The organism is Streptomyces sp. NPDC101194 (assembly GCF_044767885.1).
GTDB lineage: Bacteria > Actinomycetota > Actinomycetes > Streptomycetales > Streptomycetaceae > Streptomyces.
In genome coordinates this window covers 1011522-1029555 of the sequence record NZ_JBIWOS010000001.1, presented here as the reverse complement: position 1 = coordinate 1029555, position 18034 = coordinate 1011522, and the positions used below count along the sequence as shown (strand labels likewise).

The 18034-nt window shown below is 71.5% G+C and carries 14 protein-coding genes; 11 read left to right on the top strand and 3 right to left on the bottom strand.

Features of this window, described 5'->3' with window-relative positions:
* Window positions 1-25: 25 nt before the first annotated feature.
* Entirely contained in the window at window positions 26-235 is a 210-nt protein-coding gene (locus tag ACIRP2_RS04485) for a hypothetical protein (protein WP_376219958.1), read from the bottom strand.
* A gap of 128 nt (window positions 236-363) precedes the next feature.
* Between ACIRP2_RS04485 and ACIRP2_RS04480 the strand changes: the two genes are divergently transcribed.
* The 5 genes from ACIRP2_RS04480 (at window position 364) to ACIRP2_RS04460 (ending at window position 6332) form a co-directional block, all read left to right on the top strand.
* On the top strand, window positions 364-1566 hold the full coding sequence (locus ACIRP2_RS04480) for a bifunctional adenosylcobinamide kinase/adenosylcobinamide-phosphate guanylyltransferase (protein WP_404246444.1): 1203 nt from the start codon (window positions 364-366) through the stop codon (window positions 1564-1566).
* Between the two features lie 92 nt (window positions 1567-1658).
* Entirely contained in the window at window positions 1659-2498 is an 840-nt protein-coding gene (locus tag ACIRP2_RS04475) for a class I SAM-dependent methyltransferase (RefSeq protein WP_404246442.1), read from the top strand.
* Window positions 2499-2597: 99 nt separating this feature from the next.
* Window positions 2598-3710, top strand: coding sequence for a nicotinate-nucleotide--dimethylbenzimidazole phosphoribosyltransferase (gene cobT, locus ACIRP2_RS04470; RefSeq protein ID WP_404246440.1), 1113 nt, complete (start codon window positions 2598-2600; stop codon window positions 3708-3710).
* Window positions 3711-3795: 85 nt separating this feature from the next.
* The gene (locus ACIRP2_RS04465) at window positions 3796-5601 is read left to right on the top strand and encodes a phosphatidylglycerol lysyltransferase domain-containing protein (protein WP_404246437.1); all 1806 of its coding nucleotides are present in this window, start codon (window positions 3796-3798) and stop codon (window positions 5599-5601) included.
* Window positions 5598-6332, top strand: a complete 735-nt coding sequence (locus ACIRP2_RS04460) for a hypothetical protein (RefSeq protein ID WP_404246435.1) — start codon at window positions 5598-5600, stop codon at window positions 6330-6332. Before ACIRP2_RS04465 ends, ACIRP2_RS04460 begins: the two co-directional genes overlap by 4 nt.
* On the opposite strand, the gene ACIRP2_RS04455 is transcribed toward ACIRP2_RS04460, so the two are convergent.
* Entirely contained in the window at window positions 6275-7036 is a 762-nt protein-coding gene (locus ACIRP2_RS04455; RefSeq protein ID WP_404246432.1) for a hypothetical protein, read from the bottom strand. The two genes, ACIRP2_RS04460 and ACIRP2_RS04455, sit on opposite strands and share 58 nt — an antisense overlap.
* A gap of 88 nt (window positions 7037-7124) precedes the next feature.
* Here ACIRP2_RS04455 and ACIRP2_RS04450 point away from each other — a divergent pair, with 88 nt between their 5' ends.
* Window positions 7125-7904: an adenosylcobinamide-GDP ribazoletransferase gene (locus ACIRP2_RS04450; RefSeq protein WP_404246430.1), complete on the top strand. Its 780-nt coding sequence runs from the start codon at window positions 7125-7127 to the stop codon at window positions 7902-7904.
* Between the two features lie 124 nt (window positions 7905-8028).
* Here ACIRP2_RS04450 and ACIRP2_RS04445 read toward each other — a convergent pair whose 3' ends face one another.
* The gene (locus tag ACIRP2_RS04445) at window positions 8029-8868 is read right to left on the bottom strand and encodes an endo alpha-1,4 polygalactosaminidase (protein WP_404246428.1); all 840 of its coding nucleotides are present in this window, start codon (window positions 8866-8868) and stop codon (window positions 8029-8031) included.
* Between the two features lie 261 nt (window positions 8869-9129).
* Here ACIRP2_RS04445 and ACIRP2_RS04440 point away from each other — a divergent pair, with 261 nt between their 5' ends.
* The 5 genes from ACIRP2_RS04440 (at window position 9130) to aceE (ending at window position 17953) form a co-directional block, all read left to right on the top strand.
* Window positions 9130-10686: a leucyl aminopeptidase gene (locus ACIRP2_RS04440; protein WP_404246426.1), complete on the top strand. Its 1557-nt coding sequence runs from the start codon at window positions 9130-9132 to the stop codon at window positions 10684-10686.
* Window positions 10687-11011: 325 nt separating this feature from the next.
* Window positions 11012-12400 (top strand): dihydrolipoyl dehydrogenase, encoded by a 1389-nt coding sequence (gene lpdA, locus ACIRP2_RS04435; RefSeq protein WP_093893552.1) that lies wholly within the window; start codon window positions 11012-11014, stop codon window positions 12398-12400.
* A 62-nt stretch (window positions 12401-12462) separates the two neighbouring features.
* A complete protein-coding gene (gene sucB, locus ACIRP2_RS04430) occupies window positions 12463-14241 on the top strand; it encodes a 2-oxoglutarate dehydrogenase, E2 component, dihydrolipoamide succinyltransferase (protein WP_404246424.1) in 1779 nt (592 codons plus the stop codon).
* A gap of 147 nt (window positions 14242-14388) precedes the next feature.
* Window positions 14389-15012, top strand: coding sequence for a GntR family transcriptional regulator (locus tag ACIRP2_RS04425; protein WP_351083259.1), 624 nt, complete (start codon window positions 14389-14391; stop codon window positions 15010-15012).
* Between the two features lie 271 nt (window positions 15013-15283).
* Entirely contained in the window at window positions 15284-17953 is a 2670-nt protein-coding gene (aceE, locus tag ACIRP2_RS04420; RefSeq protein ID WP_404246422.1) for a pyruvate dehydrogenase (acetyl-transferring), homodimeric type, read from the top strand.
* Window positions 17954-18034 lie beyond the last annotated feature (81 nt).

Genomic DNA, 18034 nt, shown 5'->3' with positions numbered 1-18034 from the left:
CCGACCCGTCACGCGTCGGGGCGGGTCAGTCCTGGTCGGCCTGGAGGCTCATGGGGCCGTAGATCTTCGTCGTGTCCTCGAAGAGCGTCACCTGGTCCGCCCCACCGTCGAGGAGTTCCTTCCAGTACTCACCGATCCAGGACTCCGCGTCGCCCTGCGTCGTGAATTCCTCCGGCCGCAGGGCCGGCTCCGTCTCCGTACCGTCGGACTTCTCGAACCGCCACGTCCACGCCATGTCCGCCTCCTGGGTCGCTTTGCTGCCCGCAGCCTAGTGCCTCCGACCGGTGACGGAACGGGGCGTGCGCCGGTCCGGACACCCCCCAGGTCGCGCAGCCGCCGCGCGGACGCGGGAGGATCGGAGGCGTGGAACTGACTCTGCTCGGCACCGGAGCCCCCGACGGGTTGCCGCGGCCCGATTGCCCATGCGCCGCCTGCGCCACCGCCCGCGGGGCACGCTCGCGGGCCGCGACCGCCCTGCTGATCGACGACGCGCTGCTGCTCGACCTCACGCCGGGCGCCGTGTTCGCGGCGGCCCGTGCGGGACACTCGCTCACCGGCGTACGGCAGGTGCTGCTCACCCACCCGCACGACGGGCCCGCCGTGGAACTGCCCGCCGGGCTGCCTCCGGCAGGACGGGTCCCGGACGGACGGGAGCTGACGCTGATCAGCGGGCATCGGGTGCGGGCGGTGCCGATGGACGCGCCGGGTACGGGCTACGAGGTGACCGCGCCGGAGGGCGCCCGGCTGCTCTACCTGCCACCGGGCGGCGCCCCCTCCGGTCTCGCGGACCGGGCGGCGCAGCCGTACGACATGGTGGTCGCCGATGTCGTCGGACGGCCGGACGCGGTGGCGCGGCTGCGGGCCGTCGAGGCGATCGGGCCGGCCACCGAGGTCGTCGCCGTCCACCTGGACCACGACGCGCCGCCCGGCGCCGAACTGGACCGGCGGCTCGCCGCGTCCGGCGCGCGGGCCGTGCCGGACGGGACGACGCTGGCGGTGGGCGAGTACCACGCGGTGCCGGAGGTGCCGCGGCGCACGCTGGTGACCGGCGGCGCCAGGTCGGGGAAGTCGGTGGAGGCCGAGCGGCGGCTGGAGACGTACCCCGAGGTGGTCTACGTGGCGACCGGCGGAGGCAGGGAGGGGGACGCGGAGTGGGCGGCCCGGATCGGACTGCACCGCGACCGCAGGCCGGCCGCCTGGCGCACCGAGGAGACCTGCGAGCTGGTGGAGCTGCTGGAATCGGACGGGCCGCCGCTGCTGATCGACTGCCTGTCGTTGTGGCTGACGGACGCGATGGACCGGGTGAACGCCTGGGACGACGCGGCATGGGCGGGCGGCGGCGAGGGCACGCTGCAGAAGCGGACCGCCGAGCTGGTCGCCGCGGTGCGCGGAACGCGGCGCACGGTCGTCGCCGTGACCAACGAGACCGGCTCGGGAGTGGTGCCCGCGTCGGCTGCCGGGCGACGGTTCCGGGACGAGCTGGGGCGGTTGAACGCCGCGTTCGCCGACGAGTGCGAGCAGGTGCTGCTGGTGGTGGCCGGACAGGTGCTGACGCTGCGCGGTTGACCGGAACACGTCGACGGGAACGGAGCGGGGGAACGTCATCGGACACGGAACGCCGAATCGCCGACGGAACGCGAGAACCAGGAGGAGCGGACATGGCAGGCGTACGACCGATGCTGAACGGGGTTCCCGAGACCCTGTTGTGGACGCTGTACAACCGGGCGTACGAGGCGGGGCAGCGCTACCCGGTGCTGGACGATCCGATGGCCCTGCGGCTGCTGGAGGATCTGGACTACCCCTTCGAGGAGCGGTTCGGGCGGCCGAACGCGTTCCACTCCCAGGCCCAGGGGCTGCGTTCCCGGTGTTTCGACCTGGCCGTGCAGAACTATCTCGCCGAGCGGCCAGAGGCCACGGTGGTCGCGCTCGGCGACGGACTGGAGACCGGCTTCTGGCGGGTCGACAACAACCGGCTGAACTGGCTGAGCGTGGAGCTGCCCGAGGTCGCCGAGCTGCGCCGGGCGCTGCTGCCCGCCTCCGACCGGCTGCGCACCCTGGCCCGGTCGGCGACCGATCTGTCCTGGCTGGACGAGATCGAGGACCCGGTGGGCCGCGGGGTCGTCGTGATGACGCAGGGGCTGCTGATGTATCTGCCTCCCCCCGAGGTACGGAGGATCCTGGCGGGCTGCGCCGAACGCCTGCCCGGCGGCGTCCTGGTCCTGGACACGATGGCGCGCTGGCTGGCCAGGGGCACGGTGACCGGTGCCTCGAAGGTCGGCCGGATGACCGTTCCGCCGATGCGCTGGGCGATGAACCCCGGCGAGCGGCACAAGCTGCGCGGCGCGCATCCGGCGATCACCGAGGTGCGGGCGCTGCGGCTGCCGCGGGGGCGGGGCGCGATGGGCGAACTGATCCGGCTCCAGTCGCTGTTGCCGGGGCTGCGGACCCTGACCCCCGCGATGACGCAGCTGCGGTTCGGAGGCGGAACCCCGCACTGACCGGGCGTCAGAAAGGTGACGGGTACTGTTCCGCAGTGAGCCCGCCGCCGGGCTCACCGACCGGCCCATTGGACGCATCGACCCGCGAGGCAGACCCCCGTGAATCTGGACGACTTCTCCGACCTGATCGAACGCCCCGACGGCGGCGTACGGCGCGACGCCGAGGAACGCCGGGAGCGCCTGGCCGTTCCTCCGGGCGCCCTCGGCCGCCTGGACGAGCTGGGCGAATGGCTCTCCGCCGCCCAGCAGTCCGTACCGGTCAGGGCGATCGAGCAGCCGCGCGTGGTGCTCTTCGCCGGCGACCACAAGGTGGCCGAGCTGGGTGTCTCCGGGCGCCCCGCCGGGACCGCGTACGAGCTGGTGCGGGCCACGCTGGAGGGTTCCACCCCGCTCGCCGTGCTGGCCCGGCAGTTCTCCGTACCGGTGCGGATCGTCGACGCCGGTCTGGACTGCGACCCGGAGCTGCTGCCCGAGCCGGTGGTCCGTCACCGGGTGCGGCGCGGCAGCGGCCGGATCGACATCGAGGACGCGCTGACGGCCGAGGAGGCCGAGCAGGCGGTGCGCCTGGGCATGACGATCGCCGACGAGGAGGCCGACTCGGGCACGGACCTGGTGGTGCTCGGCGATCTGAGCGTCGGCGGTACGACGGCCGCGGCCACGCTGATCGCGGCGCTGTGCGGCACGGACGCCTCGGTGGTCACCGGGCGCGGGGGTGCGGGCATCGACGATCTGGCGTGGATGCGCAAGTGCGCGGCGATCCGGGACGCGCTGCGGCGGGCCCGGCCGGTCCTCGGTGATCAGCTGGAGCTGCTGGCCACGGTGGGCGGTGCGGATCTGGCGGCCACGACCGGGTTCCTGCTGCAGTGCGCGGTGCGCAGGCTGCCGGTGATTCTGGACGGGGTGGTCTCCGCGGCCTGTGCGCTGGTGGGTCAGCGGGCGGCGTTCCGGGCACCGGACTGGTGGTTGGCGGGCCAGGCGAGCGGAGACCCGGCGCAGTCCAAGGCCCTGGACCGGATGGCACTCAACCCCTTGCTGGACCACGGCGTCATGGTGGGGGAAGGAAGTGGGGCATTGCTCGCACTTCCGCTTGTTCGGGCCGCGGCCGCACTGGCGGCGGAGCTGCCCGAGCGCGCACCCGTCGCCGATGAGAAGGACGGTGCCGGCGAAGAGGCCGACGGAAGCGGAACCGACCACGACGCGACCGACGGCTGACGGACCCGGCAGAGCTGCGGTCGCCGAACAATCGACCGCAGCACAGTTCCCTCATGGTGCGTGATGCAACATATGATCGCTTTTCATGGGAGAGGTCCGATTGTCCACCGAGGTTTCCGGGCGGGGCAGCCCCCGGGCACGGAGCACCGTCCGGTCACGCCGCAGTGCCGCGTTCACCATCTGGTACCTGCGCGTCGTGTCGTTCATCAATTTCCTGAGCGCCGTCTGGGTCACGCTCGGGAACGACCTGCGCCGCCACAACACCGCGAACTACTTCACCCCGTACCTGCTCACCGCGGGCTTCTCCTCCGGGGTGGTCGCGCTCTTCCTCGCGATCACCATGCGCCGCCGCAAGCGGGCCGCCTGGATCGTGAACATGGTGGTGAGCAGTCTTCTGCTGCTGCTCTTCGTCCTGGTGATCCCGTTCCCGGAGGTGCGGCAGTATCCGCAGAACTGGATCTCGCTGGTGCTGACCGCCGTCTTCGTGCTGGCCCTGGTCCTCGGGCGGCGTGAGTTCTACGCGAAGGGCGACCGGTCCAACCCCCGGCTGGCCGCGATCGTCGCGGGCGGCGGACTCCTGGTCACCTCGCTGATCGCCGCGGGCCTGGTGACCCTCACCAACACCGCGCACGACGAATACCGTTCGACCTTCCTGGACCGCTGGCGCTACGGCACCCTGCGGCTGGTCTCGATCACCGACAACGACACCAACTACCCCGGGATCACCACGCCCGGCTGGGTCAACGTCAGCATCAACATCCTCTCCACCCTGCTGCTGATCGCCGTCGTGTACGCGGCGTTCCGGGCCCGCCGGGCCGTCGACCCGATCACCTCCGAGGACGAGGCCCGGCTGCGCGTACTGCTCGACAAGCACGGCGAGCGGGACTCGCTCGGGTACTTCGCGCTGCGCCGGGAGAAGAGCGTCATCTGGTCGCCCACCGGGAAGGCCGCCGTCGCCTACCGCGTGGTCGGTGGGGTCTCGCTGGCCTCCGGCGATCCCATCGGAGACCCGGAGGCGTGGCCCGGAGCGATCGAGCCGTGGTTGGCCGAGGCCCGCGAGCACGGCTGGATCCCGGCCGCGATGGGGGTGAGCGAGGAGGGCGGCACCGTCTACGCGCGGCACGGCCTCGACGCCCTGGAACTGGGCGACGAGGCGATCGTGGAGACCGCCGAGTTCACCCTCGAGGGACGCGCGATGAGGACCGTCCGCCAGGCCTACAACCGGGTCAGACGCGCCGGGTACGACGTGACCGTCCGCCGGCACGCCGAGATCCCCGCCGACGAGATGGCCGAACTGGTGCGGCGCGCCGACGACTGGCGCGACGGGGCGACCGAGCGCGGTTTCTCGATGGCGCTGGGCCGGCTGGGCGATCCGGCGGACGGGCAGTGCGTCATGCTCGAATGCCGCGACGCGCCCAGCGAGGAGGGTGGCGGTCCGGGCGAGTTGCGCGCGGTGCTGAGCTTTGTGCCGTGGGGACCGAACGGCCTCTCGCTGGACCTGATGCGCCGTGACCGGGACGCCGAGAACGGCCTGATGGAGTTCATGGTCATCGAACTCCTTCAGCGCGCAGAGAAGATCGGGATCACCCAGGTCTCGCTGAACTTCGCGATGTTCCGGTCCGTCTTCGAGCGGGGTTCACGGCTCGGCGCCGGACCGGTGCTGAGGCTGTGGCGCTCCATGCTCAGCTTCTTCTCGCGCTGGTGGCAGATCGAGTCGCTCTACCGCGCCAACGCCAAGTACCGGCCGATCTGGGAGCCGCGCTTCATGCTCTTCGAGAAGAGCTCGGACCTGCTGCGCATCGGCCTCGCTGCGGGCCGGGCCGAAGGGTTCCTGGAAGCACCCGGACTGCCCAAGTGGCTGCACCGCTCGCATCTCGGGACCCGTGGATGAGACCGGTGCGCGCCCTGCGCAGGGCGGCCCTCCACGAGTGGGGCCCGCTGTTCTCGACCGTACGTGACGCACTCGCCACCTCCCGGTTGCAGGCGATCCCGATGACGCTCGCGGCCGTCTGCCTGACGGCGCTGGTCCAGATGGTGCAGAACCAGTCCTGGGGGTACGGGCCGGTGCACGACCTCGGGGCGGTGCGGGCCGAGGACCCGCTGTGGGCGGCCCTGCTGCGCACCCCGCTGTCGCTGTTCGTCCCGGCACTGGACCTGCCGGTGTGGGGGGCGCTGGTGCAGATCCTGGTGGTGTTCGGGACCGCAGAGATCTGTCTGGGCCGATGGCGCACCCTGCTGATCGCGTACGTCGCGACACTGGCCGGGACGATGTACGCGCGGATCGGTGTCTCGATCGATCCCGAAGGGCTGTTCGGGCTGCCCGCGACGGATGCCAAGGTCGTCGACACCGGCCCGTCGGCGGCGGTGGTCGGGCTGGCCGTCTACGTATGTCACGTCTACCGGGCCTGGTTCACCGGGGCACTGGTGATCGCGGCGATGGTGGCCGAGATGATCTTCAAGAACAATCTGGCGGGCAAGGAGCACCTCGCCGCGATCGCCGCGGTGCTCGTGCTGTGCGCCGCCACGGTCCGCCGGGACCGGCGCCGGCTTCAGCGCCGCCGGACTCAGGGCTTGGGGCCCGGGGCCGGGGACCGGTCCGGTGCGCCGCCGATCAGGTCCTGAAATCTGCGGCTCGGGCCCGCCCAGCGCGCATCGTGGTGGTACGCGCGCAGCACCGCTCGCGCACGGCTGCGATGGCGCTTTCGGTAGAAGCGCCTCGCCCACATCGAGGTCGGCCGGGCCAGCCGGATCGCCCCGATCAGCGCGACGAACGGAACGAGGGTGCCGATGACCGCGAGCCGCGCCTTGCCCTTGAACAGGGAGATCAGCACGAAACAGAAGTTGACGGCCAGGGTCAGGACGACCCCGAGCCTGCTCTGCTGCTCCTCGGCGCTCAGCTCGTTCACGCCGAACGGCGAGAATCCGGCCAGGACCAGCAGCACCAGCGCCGCCGTGAGGACCACGACCTCCACGCTCCGGCGGCCCTCCTCGGTCCAGTACACGTCGTCGAGGTGGAGGATCAGGGCGAACTCGTCCAGCACCAGACCCGCGCCCATGCCGAAGATCACCGCGCACACCCCCGCGGTGACGCCGTGGCGTCCACTGGCGACCGCCCCGAAACCGCCGACGACGCTGAGCACCACCCCGGGCACCACGTGATGGATGTGCACTCCGCCGGGCGTGATGTTGCGGAACGGCCCCCTCCCAGCCCTGATCATCCGGGTGATGAACCGGGTGACGACGAAGGTGAGCACAAAGGCGGCCAGGGCGAGGAGCAGCGGCAGCTTCCCCGGCTCGACGATGTTGCGATCGAACCAGTGACCCATGCCACCCACTCCCGATAGGACGCTTCCGTCACGATCTGTCGCGTTCTGTCCAATCTATCGACCTGTCGCAGCGATTAGCCTGCGCGCCGTGACCTCCCTGAACAGCCATGGCCTGCGTTTCGCCTTCGGCACCCTGACCGTGCTCCCCGTCCGCGTCACCCGCTGGGACCGCGGAACCGCCCGCGCCGGGATGCTGTGCGCGCCGCTGGCCGGCCTCGTCGTGGGGCTGCTCGCGGCGGTGCCCGGCGGCCTGTTGCTGCTGCTCGGCTCCGGCCCGCCGCTCGCCGCGGCAGCGTCCGTCGCCGTACCGGCCGTGCTGACCCGGGGGCTGCACCTGGACGGCCTCGCGGACACCGCGGACGGCCTGGGCAGCGGCAGACCCGCCGACGACGCCCTGCGGATCATGAAGCGGTCGGACATCGGGCCGTTCGGTGTGATCACCCTGCTGTTCGTGCTGCTGGCCCAGGTCGCGGTCCTCGACCAGCTGTACGGGCAGGGCTGGGCGCGGGGAGCGGTGGCGGCGGTCGTCGCGGCGGTCACCGCCCGGCTGGCGCTCACGCTGGCTTCCCGCCAGGGCGTGCCGGCGGCCCGTCCGGAGGGACTGGGCGCGGCGGTGGCGGGCACGGTCACGCTCCGGGACGCAGTAGCGGTCGGCGCAGTCGTGGTCGTGGCCTGCGCGGGGGCGGGCGCGCTGCTCGGCGGGTACGGAGCACCGCACCACGCCCTCGCCGCGCTGGTCGCCCTCGGTGTCGCCCAACTCCTGCTGCGCCACTGCGTGCGGCGCTTCGGCGGCGTGACCGGCGATGTCTTCGGCGCCCTGGCGGAGACGGCGGCGACGGCGGCCCTGGTGATGCTGGCCCTCGGTTAGGGCCTCCCGTCCGGATCAGGCCGGGCTCGCGCGGCCCGGTGCCGCGCCCCGCCGCGTCGTCGTCGGTCGGGGCCCGGCCCGGACGACCGGCCGGGACCTGTCCGCCCCCGCTCCGGGACGGTCCTCAGGCACGGGCCCCCGGGCATTCCTGGCGCCAGGCTCCGAGCTCGTACTTCTTGAGCAGTGAGCTGAGCCCCAGCCGCTTCGACCCGGCGCAGAACCGGGAGACCGGCAGCTCGTACTCCACGTGGAAGACGGCCTTGTCCGCCTTCACGAACGGGGTGAGCGCCTCGCACTCGTCGTACTGCGCGCACTGTTCGTTGACCGCGAAGTCGAAGTCCGGCTCCAGCTCCGGGATCTGGCCGAGGTCGTTCTTCAGGCCGACGGCGAGTCCGTGGCGGTGTGCGATGCGCGCGATGAGCCGGTTGTAGCGCAGCTGGTCGGCGGCGGTCAGCGGGAAACCCGTGCGGTTGCGGTAACCGTCCATGTTGTCGGGCTCCACCGCGTCGAAGCCCTTCTTCGCGCACATCGCGATCCGTTCCTCCATCAGCGGCTCCAGGACGTCCGTGCGGCGGATGTCGAGCCAGCGCTCCCCCTCCCATCCGTTGCCCTTGCCCCGGACCGAGGCGGGGAACTTCCCGGCGTCCGGGCGGAATTCCTCCCAGGCACCGGTGGAGAGGTAGCAGATCACCTTGCGGCCCCGGCGGTGCAGGTCGGAGACGGCCGAGGCCTTGTGCTCGAAGCCGTCGATGTCGTACACCGGGACGTCCACGGTGGGGTCCAGCCGGCCGGAGAGCTGCCACTGCCAGCCGATGCCGGCCTTCGGCCGCCAGTGGTCCTTCGCGCCGCTCTCCGGCGCCGAGGTGCAGCCGGTCAGCAGGACCAGCACAGCCAGCAGAATCGGCACGGCGACCGGCAACGCCGGTCCCGGTCGTGTCACGCGTGCAGCCCCATGGGCGCGCATGGTTCTCCCCCCATGGGTCGGTCTCACCGACAACGACCCTACTTCCACGGCGCGTTCGTGCCGCACGGCCCCCGCTCCCGCCGCCCGCGGTCCCGGCCGCGGCGCCACGACGGGCCGCGGACGGCCCGCCGCCGTGATCCCGCAGCAAAGGCGCGCGTAGGCTCATTCCCGGCACATTGCGGCGGCGTCTACGATGCGCCGGGCACGGTCGACCCACCCCTCGACCGACAACGAACTCAACGGAAGCGAGATTTCACCACCGTGACTGCTCTCACTCTCAGCACTGCCGGTGCGGCGACGCTGCGCGCCGACGCACTCGTCGTCGGCGTCGCCAAGGGCGCTGGGTCCAAGTCTGGGAACCTGGTCCTCGCGCCGGGTGCCGAGGCCGTGGACAAGGCGTTCGGCGGAAAGCTCGCCACCGTCCTGGAGGCCCTGGGCGCCGCGGGTGCCGAGGGCGAGGTGACCAAGCTCCCCGCGCCCGACGGCCTCAAGGTCCCGGTCGTCATCGCGGCCGGCCTCGGCTCCGTCCCGGAGAAGGACGCGGCGTACGACGCCGAGGCACTGCGCCGGGCCGCGGGTTCGGCCGCCCGTGCCCTGAGCGGCTCGAAGAAGGCCGGCTTCGCGCTGCCCGTCGCGTCCGCCGAGGACGCCGAGGCGATCGCCGAGGGCGCGCTCCTCGGTGCGTACGCCTTCACCGCGTACCAGGGCGGCGAGAACAAGCTGGCGCCCAAGGGCAAGAAGAACGGCAACGGCGCGAAGCTGCCGCTCGGCGAGGTCGCCCTGCTCGGCACCAAGCCGCGTGACAAGGCGTTCAAGGCGGCCGCCGAGCGTGCCGTCGCGGTCGTCGAGGAGATCAACCGCGCCCGCGACCTGATCAACACCCCGCCGAACGACCTGTACCCCGAGTCCTTCGCCGCCGTGGCCACCGCCGCGGGCAAGGAGCACGGCATCAAGGTGCAGGTCCTCGACGAGAAGGCGCTCGTCAAGGGCGGCTTCGGCGGTCTGCTGGGCGTCGGCCAGGGCTCGACCCACGGCCCGCGCCTGGTGAAGCTCGCCTACACGCACCCGAAGGCGGAGAAGACCCTGGCCCTGGTCGGCAAGGGCATCACCTACGACTCGGGCGGCATCTCGCTGAAGCCGGCCGGTCACAACGAGACGATGAAGTGCGACATGAGCGGCGCCGCCGCCGTGTTCGCGAGCGTCGTCGCGGCCGCCCGTCTGGGCCTCCAGGTCAATGTCACCGGCTGGCTGGCACTGGCCGAGAACATGCCGTCGGGCAACGCCACCCGCCCCGGTGACGTGCTGCGCATGTACAGCGGCAAGACCGTCGAGGTGCTGAACACGGACGCCGAGGGCCGGCTCGTCCTCGCCGACGCGCTGACCCGCGCCTCGGAGGAGAACCCGGACGCGATCGTCGACGTGGCGACCCTGACCGGCGCCATGGTGCTGGCGCTGGGCAACCGCACCTTCGGCATCATGGCGAACGACGACGCCTTCCGTACCTCCATCCACGAGATCGCCGAGGAGGTCGGCGAGGCCTCCTGGCCGATGCCGCTCCCCGCCGACCTGCGCAAGGGCATGGACTCCCCGACCGCCGACATCGCCAACATGGGCGAGCGGATGGGCGGCGGCCTGGTCGCCGGTCTGTTCCTGAAGGAGTTCGTGGGCGAGGGCATCGCCTGGGCGCACCTGGACATCGCGGGCCCGGCCTTCCACGAGGGCGCGCCGTACGGCTACACGCCGAAGGGCGGCACCGGTTCCGCCGTCCGCACGCTGGTGAAGCTGGCCGAGCGCACGGCTGCCGGCGACCTCGGCTGAGGCAGCAGCGACCTACGGCCCCGGGCATACGTCCGGGGCCGTACGTGTTCTCCGGTCGGCATCGCTGCACGGATCCGGCAGGTTTCGCTCTCAACGAAATCCAAATGTCTCTACGCAGCGGTAACCACCCGAGACGGTTGATCATCCGTCTCAGACCCGGGCCCCGCGTCCCGCCCACCGTCAACAAGTGCGAAGATGGGTTCTCGGCAGGACAGGGCCCCCACCACAGGGCCGAATAACAAAAGCGGCCGAACACCAGCCGACCGGCCGGTCATCCCCCAGCGACGGGGCCCGGCGTACGGCGCACATGCATGGAGGACGTGACGTGGCGAACGACGCCAGCACCGTTTTCGACCTAGTGATCCTCGGCGGTGGTAGCGGCGGTTACGCCGCGGCCCTGCGCGGAGCGCAGCTGGGCCTGGACGTCGCTCTGATCGAGAAGGGCAAGGTCGGCGGCACCTGCCTGCACAACGGCTGCATCCCCACGAAGGCCCTGCTGCACGCCGGCGAGATCGCCGACCAGGCGCGCGAGGCCGACCAGTTCGGTGTCAAGGCCACCTTCGAGGGCATCGACATCGAGGCCGTGCACAAGTACAAGGACGACGTGATCTCGGGCCTGTACAAGGGTCTGCAGGGTCTCATCGCCTCGCGCAAGGTCACCTACATCGAGGGTGAGGGACGGCTCTCCTCCCCCACCTCGGTGGATGTGAACGGCCAGCGCGTCCAGGGCCGCCACGTGCTGCTCGCGACCGGCTCCGTGCCGAAGTCGCTGCCGGGCCTGGAGATCGACGGCAACCGCATCATCTCCTCGGACCACGCGCTGAAGCTGGACCGCGTCCCGAAGTCCGCCATCGTGCTGGGCGGCGGCGTCATCGGCGTCGAGTTCGCCTCGGCGTGGACGTCCTTCGGCACCGATGTCACGATCATCGAGGGTCTGAAGCACCTCGTCCCGGTCGAGGACGAGAACAGCTCGAAGCTTCTTGAGCGCGCCTTCCGCAAGCGCGGCATCAAGTTCAACCTCGGTACGTTCTTCCAGAGCGCCGAGTACACGCAGGACGGCGTCCGCGTGACCCTCGCCGACGGCAAGACCTTCGAGGCCGAGGTGCTGCTGGTCGCCATCGGCCGCGGCCCGGTCTCGCAGGGCCTGGGCTACGAGGAGGCCGGCGTCGCGATGGACCGCGGCTACGTCCTCGTCGACGAGTACATGCAGACCAACGTGCCCACCATCTCGGCCGTGGGCGACCTGGCCCCGACGCTCCAGCTCGCGCACGTCGGCTTCGCCGAGGGCATCCTGGTGGCGGAGCGGCTGGCCGGTCTGAAGACCGTTCCGATCGACTACGACGGTGTCCCGCGGGTGACGTACTGCCACCCCGAGGTCGCCTCCGTCGGCATCACCGAGGCCAAGGCCAAGGAGCTCTACGGCGCGGACAAGGTCGTCGCTCTGAAGTACAACCTCGCGGGCAACGGCAAGAGCAAGATCCTCAAGACCGCGGGCGAGATCAAGCTCGTCCAGGTCAAGGACGGTGCCGTGGTAGGCGTCCACATGGTCGGTGACCGTATGGGCGAGCAGGTCGGCGAAGCCCAGCTGATCTACAACTGGGAGGCGCTGCCCGCCGAGGTCGCGCAGCTCATCCACGCCCACCCGACGCAGAACGAGGCGATGGGCGAGGCCCACCTGGCCCTCGCCGGCAAGCCGCTGCACTCCCACGACTGATTCAGTCGACCGGGCGCGACGACCGACCTACTTCCGCACTTTCGTAAGGAGCAACTGAAACCATGTCGGTTTCCGTAACCCTTCCGGCGCTCGGCGAGAGCGTCACCGAGGGCACTGTCACCCGCTGGCTGAAGGCCGAGGGCGAGCGCGTCGAGGCCGACGAGCCGCTGCTCGAGGTTTCGACCGACAAGGTCGACACCGAGATCCCGGCCCCGGCGTCCGGCATCCTCTCCGCCATCAAGGTCGCCGAGGACGAGACCGTCGAGGTCGGCGCCGAGCTGGCCGTCATCGACGACGGCACGGGCGCGCCGGCTGCCGCCGCGGCTCCGGCCGCCGAGCCCGCCGCCGTCCCGGCCCCGGCCCCCGCCGCCGAGGCTCCCGCAGCCCCGGCCCCCGTGGCCGCCGCACCGGCCGCCGCCGCACCGGCCGGTGGCGCCGCCGGTACCGACGTCACCCTTCCGGCGCTCGGCGAGAGCGTCACCGAGGGCACCGTCACCCGCTGGCTGAAGGAGGTCGGCGAGGAGGTCACGGAGGACGAGCCCCTCCTGGAGGTCTCCACGGACAAGGTCGACACCGAGATCCCGGCCCCGGTTTCCGGTGTGCTGCTGGAGATCGTCGTCGCCGAGGACGAGACCGCCGAGGTCGGCGCGAAGCTCGCCGTCATCGGTGCCCCGGGTGCCGCTCCGGCGGCCGCCCCGGCACCGGCCGCACCGGCACCCGCCGCCGCCCCGGCTCCGGCCGCTCCGGCACCGGCTCCGGCCGCCCCCGCTCCGGCTCCGGCTCCGGCCCCGGTGGCGCCCGCCGCCCCGGTCGCCGCTCCGGCTCCGGTGGCCCCGGCCGCTCCGGCGCCCGTCGCCGCCCCGGCTCCGGTCGCCCCGGCCGCTCCGGCCGCGACCTCCGGTGACGACGGCGCGTACGTCACGCCGCTGGTCCGCAAGCTCGCCGCCGAGAGCGGCGTCGACCTGGGCGCGGTCAAGGGCACCGGCGTCGGTGGCCGTATCCGCAAGCAGGACGTCGTCGCCGCCGCGGAGGCCGCCAAGGCCGCCGCTGCTCCGGCTCCGGCTCCGGCCGCCACGGCTGCCCCGGCAGCCGGCAAGGCGCCGAAGCTGGAGGTGTCCCCGCTGCGCGGTCAGACGGTCAAGATGACCCGCATGCGCAAGGTCATCGGCGACAACATGATGAAGGCGCTGCACTCGCAGGCCCAGCTGACCTCGGTCGTCGAGGTCGACGTCACCAAGCTGATGAAGCTGCGCAACCAGGCGAAGGACGCCTTCGCGGCCCGTGAGGGCGTCAAGCTCTCGCCGATGCCGTTCTACGTCAAGGCCGCCGCCCAGGCGCTGAAGGCCCACCCGGTCATCAACGCCCGGATCAACGAGGACGAAGGCACCATCACGTACTTCGACTCGGAGAACATCGGCATCGCCGTGGACGCCGAGAAGGGTCTGATGACTCCGGTCATCAAGGGTGCGGGCGACCTGAACATCGCCGGCATCTCGAAGAAGACCGCCGAGCTGGCCGGCAAGGCCCGCGGTGGCGGCCTGACGCCGGACGACATGTCCGGTGCCACCTTCACCATCAGCAACACCGGTTCGCGCGGTGCCCTGTTCGACACGGTCATCGTGCCGCCGAACCAGGCGGCCATCCTGGGCATCGGTGCCACCGTCAAGCGTCCGGCCGTCATCGAGACCGCCGAGGGCACCGTCATCGGTGTCCGCGACATGACGTACCTCTCGCTCTCCTACGACCACCGTCTGGTGGACGGCGCCGACGCCGCCCGCTACCTGACCGCGGTCAAGGCGATCCTGGAGGCCGGTGAGTTCGAGGTCGAGCTCGGCCTCTGAACACCACGGCTGTAACCAGCCTCACCAGTGGCGCCCCCGTCCGGAACACTTCCGGACGGGGGCGCCGCCGTATTGTCTAGACACCACCGGTCGCCCCGGCAGCCGTGATGGTGCGGACAGCACCGGTTTGCCCCGAAGGAGCCCCTCATGACCCCGCCCGTCGTCCACTCGCTGCGCGAACAGATCCGCGAGCACATCGTGGACGGGATCGTCAGCGGGCGCTGGAAGCCCGGTGAGCGGATCGTGGAGCGCCGGATCGCCACCGAGCTGGAGGTCAGCCAGACGCCCGTGCGCGAGGCCCTGCGGGAGCTGGAGACGCTCCGGCTGATCGAGTCGGCGCCCAACAAGGGCGTACGGGTCCGCAATCTCACGGCGGCCGACCTGGAGGAGAGCTACCCGGTACGGGCCGGCCTGGAGCAGATCGCGGCGGAGCTGGCGGCTCCGGCCCTCGGCGAGGACTGCTCGCGCCTCGCACCGCACGTGGCGGCGCTCTACGAGGCGGACCGGCTGGCCGACGGCGAGGCCCAGGTCCGGCACACCGTGGGATTCCACCGCGAGATGGTGCGGGCCGCCGGGAACGCCGTGCTGCTGCACACCTGGGAGGGGCTGGGCATCGAGGTGTTCACCGCCCTGTCGATCCGGTGGCTGGGTACCGTGCAGAAGTCGTACGCGGAGGAGCACGAGGCGCTCATCGAGGCGTTCCTGCGCAAGGATCCGGACATCGGAGTACTGGTCAAGGCGCATGTGCTCGGCTGTGCGCCGCGCGCCTGAGGGGCACGGTCGAAGGGCCGACGCATCTGTCGAGAGGGTTGCTCGCCCGTGCAGGTGAGCGCCCCTTTTGCCAGCAAAATCCCGTCACTCCGTGCCCCGTCCCGCGGCACCGAATGCCACTTTTCTTCATATCGAGAAGTTTTGCCGTTCATCCTTTGATCGATCATCGATCGACGGCTTACAGTTCAGTCCGCGGGCCCACCGGCCCCATCGCCCTGTCCTGCCAGTCAGGGCCTTTCTCCACCCCCCTCCACTCCGGAAGGCGGCGATCATGACCGACCCCGTAGGAAAGCTTCCGAGCGAGCTCGACCAGCTCCCGGACCGCGACCCCGAGGAGACCGCCGAATGGGCGGCCTCCCTGGATGCCGTCACCAAGGCCGCGGGCCCGCACCGCGCCGCATACCTGATGCGTCGCTCGCTCCAGCACGCCGAGGGCGCCGGTCTCGCGCTGCCCAAGCTGCTGGAGACCGATTACGTCAACTCCATCCCGACCGCCGCCGAGCCCGCGTTCGACGGCGACCTGGAGATGGAGTCCCGGATCACCGCCTGGAACCGCTGGAACGCGGCCGCGATGGTCACCCGCGGCTCCCGGCTCGGCGTCGGCGGCCACATCGCCACCTTCGCCTCGGCGGCCTGGCTGTACGAGACCGGCTTCAACCACTTCTTCCGCGGCAAGGAGGGGGACGGCTCCGGCGACCAGCTCTACATCCAGGGCCACGCCTCCCCCGGCATCTACGCCCGCGCCTTCCTCGACGGCCGGCTCAGCGAGCAGCAGCTCGACAACTTCCGCCAGGAGGCGGGCGGCGACGGCCTGCCGTCCTACCCGCACCCGCGGCGGCTGCCCTGGCTGTGGGAGTTCCCCACCGTGTCGATGGGCCTCGGCCCGCTCTCGGCGATCTACCAGGCGCGCTTCAACCGCTACCTGGCCAACCGCAACATCAAGGACACGTCGAACTCGCACGTCTGGGCCTTCCTCGGCGACGGCGAGATGGACGAGCCCGAGTCGACGGCGGCCCTCGCCCTCGCGGCGCGCGAGCGGCTCGACAACCTGACCTTCGTCATCAACTGCAACCTGCAGCGACTCGACGGCCCGGTCCGCGCCAACTTCCGCGTGGTCCAGGAGCTGGAGGGCGCGTTCCGCGGTGCCGGCTGGAACGTCGTCAAGACGCTCTGGGGCACCGCCTGGGACGAGCTGTTCCAGCTGGACACCACCGGTGCGCTGGTCCGCCGGCTCCGGGAGGTCCCGGACGCGCAGTTCCAGACGTACGCCACCCGCGACGTCGCGTACATCCGCGAGCACTTCTTCGGCGCCGAGCCCGCGCTCGCCGAGCTGGCGAAGCTGCTCACCGACGCGAAGATCGCCGAGTGCTTCCACACCTCGCGCGGCGGCCACGAGGCCCGCAAGGTGTACGCGGCGTACAAGGCGGCCGTCGAGCACAAGGGCGCGCCGACCGTGATCCTCGCCCAGACGGTGAAGGGCTACACGCTCGGCCCCGGCTTCGAGTCGCGCAACGCCAACCACCAGATGAAGAAGCTCTCCGGCAAGGAGTTCCGCGCCATGCGGGACCTGCTGGACCTGCCGATCCCGGACTCGAAGCTCGACGACGGCCTGGTGCCGTACGGCCACCCGGGCGCGGACTCCCCCGAGGTCCGCTACCTCCAGGAGCGCCGTGCCGCCCTCGGCGGTCCCGCCCCGGCCCGCCGGGTCCACGCGGTGGCGCTGCCCGAGCCCGACGAGCGCGCGTTCGCGGCGCTGAAGAAGGGCTCCGGCAAGCAGGAGCTGGCCACCACGATGGCGTTCGTACGCCTGGCCAAGGACCTGATGCGGGACAAGGAGACCGGCAGGCGCTGGGTTCCGATCGTCCCCGACGAGGCGCGCACCTTCGGCATGGAGGCGCTGTTCCCGTCGGCCGGCATCTACTCGCCGCTGGGACAGACCTACGACCCGGTCGACCGCGACCAGCTGATGTACTACAAGGAAGCCAAGGACGGCCAGGTCCTCAACGAGGGCATCACCGAGGCCGGCGCGATGGCCGACTTCATCGCCGCGTCCACGTCGTACGCGACGCACGGCGAGCCGATGATCCCCTTCTACATCTTCTACTCGATGTTCGGCTGGCAGCGCACGGGCGACCAGTTCTGGCAGCTCGGCGACCAGCTCGGCCGCGGCTTCGTGGTCGGCGCCACCGCGGGCCGTACGACGCTGACGGGCGAGGGCCTGCAGCACGCGGACGGTCACTCCCACCTGATCGCCTCGACGAACCCGGCCGCGCTCAACTACGACCCGGCGTTCGCGTACGAGATCGCGGTGATCGTCAAGGACGGTCTGCGCCGGATGTACGGCCCCGAGGCCGAGAACGTCTTCTACTACCTGACGGTCTACAACGAGCCGAAGCCGCAGCCCGCGATGCCGGAAGGCGTCGAAGAGGGCATCGTCAAGGGCCTCTACCGCTTCAAGGAGGGCACGCCCACGGCGGCGGAGGCGCCGCGCGTCCAGCTGCTGGCCTCCGGTACGGCGATCCACTGGGCCCTGGAGGCGCAGGAGCTGCTGGCCGCGGACTGGGGTGTCACGGCCGATGTCTGGTCCGCCACCTCGTGGGGCGAGCTGCGTCGCGAGGCGCTGGAGTGCGACGAGGCGCTGCTCCGCGGCGAGCAGCGGGTGCCGTACGTGACCCGGGCGCTGGAGGGTGCGCCGGGACCGGTCCTCGCGGTCAGCGACTGGATGCGCCAGGTCCCGGACCAGATCAGCCAGTGGGTGGAGCAGGACTGGTCCTCGCTCGGCACGGACGGCTTCGGCCTCTCCGACACCCGCGAAGCGTCCCGCCGCCACTTCGGCGTCGACGCCCAGTCGATCACGGTCGCGGCCCTGGCCCAGCTGGCCCGCCGCGGCGAGGTGACCGCGTCCGCGGTCAAGGAGGCCCGGGAGCGCTACGGGCTCTGACACGCGAAGGCGGCCGGGGACGCCCGGCCGCCGCTCCGTCCCCGACCGCCGGACGGGCTCGGCCCACGAGCCCGTCCGGCG